Source organism: Streptomyces morookaense (assembly GCF_013030945.1).
GTDB classification, from domain to species: domain Bacteria; phylum Actinomycetota; class Actinomycetes; order Streptomycetales; family Streptomycetaceae; genus Streptomyces; species Streptomyces morookaensis.
Genome location: NZ_JABBXF010000180.1, coordinates 1 through 2,803, shown reverse-complemented (window position 1 = coordinate 2,803; position 2,803 = coordinate 1). Strand labels below are relative to the sequence as shown.

The following is a 2,803-nucleotide window of genomic DNA, read 5'->3' as shown; positions in this document are numbered from 1 at the left end:
CACCACGCCCGCGCCCTCGGCCCAGCCGGTGCCGTCCGCGCCTGCGCCGAACGCCTTGCACCGGCCGTCCGGCGAAAGCCCGCGCTGCCGGCTGAACTCCACGAACGCGGCCGGTACGGCCATGACGTTCACACCGCCCGCGACGGCCATCGTGCTCTCGCCGTTGCGCAGCGACTGGATGGCCAGGTGCAGGGCGACCAGGGAGGACGAGCACGCCGTGTCGACGGTGACCGCGGGCCCCTCCAGGCCGAACGAGTAGGCCACGCGCCCGGAGACGACGCTCGCGGCGCTGCCGGTGAGCAGGTGCCCCTCGACGCCCTCGGGCACCTGCGACAGGCCGGCGCCGTAGCCCTGGAAGGACATGCCGACGAACACACCCGTGCGGCTGCCCTTCAGCGAGGACGGGTCGATGCCCGCCCGCTCGAAGGCCTCCCACGTGGTCTCCAGCAGCAGCCGCTGCTGCGGGTCCATCGCCAGCGCCTCGCGCGGCGAGATGCCGAACAGGGCGGCGTCGAAGTCGCCCGCGTCGTAGAGGAATCCGCCGTCGCGCGCGTACGTCTTGCCCGGGATGCCGGGGTCGGGGTCGTAGAGGCCCTCGACGTCCCAGCCGCGGTCCTCGGGGAAGCCGGAGATGGCGTCCCCGCCGGACAGCACGAGCTGCCACAGGTCCTCGGGCGAGCCGACGCCACCGGGGAGGCGGCAGCTCATGGCCACGATAGCGATCGGCTCGTCGGCGCCGGCCGTCCGCTCCGCCGGCAGTGCGGCGGACTGCGCGCCGAGCAGTTCGGCACGCAGGAACAGGGCCAGGGCCGTGGCGTTGGGGTAGTCGAAGACGAGCGTGGTGGGCAGCTTCAGACCGGTGTCGGCGGTGAGCCGGTTGCGGAGTTCGACGGCGGTGAGCGAGTCGAAGCCGAGGTCCTTGAACGCCCGGTCCGCCTCCACCGCCGCGGCACCGGCGTGGCCGAGCACGGCGGCGGCGTGGGTGCGGACCAGGTCCACGAGCGTGCGCTCCTGCTCGCCCGCGGGCAGCGCGGCCAGCTCCGCCGCCAGCGCGTTGCCGGCCGCGGCGCCGTCGGCGGGCCCGGCCTCCAGCGCGCGGCGCGCCTCGGGCACGTCGGACAGCAGGGCGCTCGGGCGGGCGACGGTGAACGGTCCGATGAACCGCTCCCAGTCGAAGTCGGCCACGGTCAGGGCGGTTTCGTCGGCGGTCAGGGCCTGTGCCAGCGCGCTGATCGCGAGTGCGGGCTGCATGGGCGGCAGGCCGCGGCGGCGCAGCATCTCCTCGCCGTCGCCGACGTCGGCCATGCCGCCCTCGGCCCAGCCGCCCCAGGAGACGGCGAGCGCGGTGCGCCCTCGTGCCCGCCGGTACTCGGCGAGGGCGTCCAGGTAGGCGTTGGCGGCCGAGTAGGCGCTCTGGCCGGCGCCGCCCCAGATGCCGGCGCCGGAGGAGAACAGGACGAACGCGTCCAGTTCCTGGTCGGCCAGCAGTTCGTCCAGGTACGTCGCGCCCGCGGCCTTCGCGGAGACGGTGCCGGCGAACCCGGCCGGGTCGGTGTCGGCGATCATCACGTGGTCGCCGACACCTGCCGCGTGGACGACGGCATTGACGGGGTGCGCGGCCAGCACGGCCCGCAGGGCGTCGCGGTCGGCCGCGTCGCAGGCCACGACGGTGGCGGTGGCGCCCAACTGCTCCAGCTCGGCGACGAGTTCGGCGGCTCCCGGCGCGGCGGGGCCGCGGCGGCTGGTGAGCACCAGGTGCTCGGCGCCGTTGCCCGCGAGCCAGCGGGCGACGTGGCCGCCCAGCGCACCGGTGCCACCGGTGATCAGCACGGTGCCGCGCGGCGACCACTGCTGCTCGGTGCCGGCGGCAGCGGCGGCCCGCACCAGCCTGCGCCCGAAGACGCCCGAGGCGCGCACCGCGACCTGGTCCTCGGCCGACTGGCCGAGGACGGCGACGACACGGGCCGCGGTGCGGGCGTCCAGCTGCTCGGGGAGGTCGAGCAGACCGCCCCAGCGCTGCGGGTATTCGAGAGCGGCGGCCCGGCCGAAGCCCCACACCTGCGCCTGCACGGGGTGGTCCACGCGGTCCGAGCGGCCGGTGGCCACTGCGCCCCGGGTCGCGCACCACAGCGGCGCCTCGATGCCCGCGTCGCCAAGTGCCTGCACGAGCAGGAGAGTCGAGGCGAGGCCGCGCGACAGGTCGGGGTGACCGGCCGAGGCACTGCCGTCCTCGGCCAGCAGGGACAGCACACCGGCCACCGGGCCGGCACCGGTCAACTCCCGGGCCAGCGAGGCGCGGTCGGCGTCCGGTCCGGCGACGAGCGTCACCAGCTCCAGGCCGCGCTCGCCGAGCGCGGTACGGACCGAGGCGGTCCACTCGGTCTCGCCGGCCACCACGAGCAGCCAGGTCCCGGACGCGCCGCCCTCGGGGAGCGCGCCGAGCGGCTTCCATGTGACGTGGTACCGCCAGCCGTCCACCACGGACTGCTCGCGGCGCTGCCGCCGCCACGCGGACAGCCGGGGCAGGATGGCGCTCAGCGAATCGTCCGCGCCGACGCCCAGGGTCGCGGCGAGGGACTCCACGTCCTCCCGCTCGACGGTGTCCCAGAACCCGGAGTCCATGGCGTCGCCGGGGATGCCGGCGGCGTCCAGCTCCTCCCCCTCCAGCCAGTAGCGCTCGCGCTGGAAGGCGTAGGTGGGCAGGTCGACGCGGTGGGCGCCGGGGAAGAAGTCCTGCCAGTCCGGGGAGATGCCGTACACGTGCAGTTCGGCGAGGGCGGTGGTGATCGCCTGCCGCTCGGGG

General features: G+C 75.7%; 1 protein-coding gene. It reads right to left on the bottom strand.

Annotated elements, in window-relative coordinates; genetic code table 11:
* Positions 1 to 2,803 (bottom strand): SDR family NAD(P)-dependent oxidoreductase (locus HG542_RS34025; protein WP_171088282.1); only part of this gene is annotated, 2,803 nt, incomplete at both ends.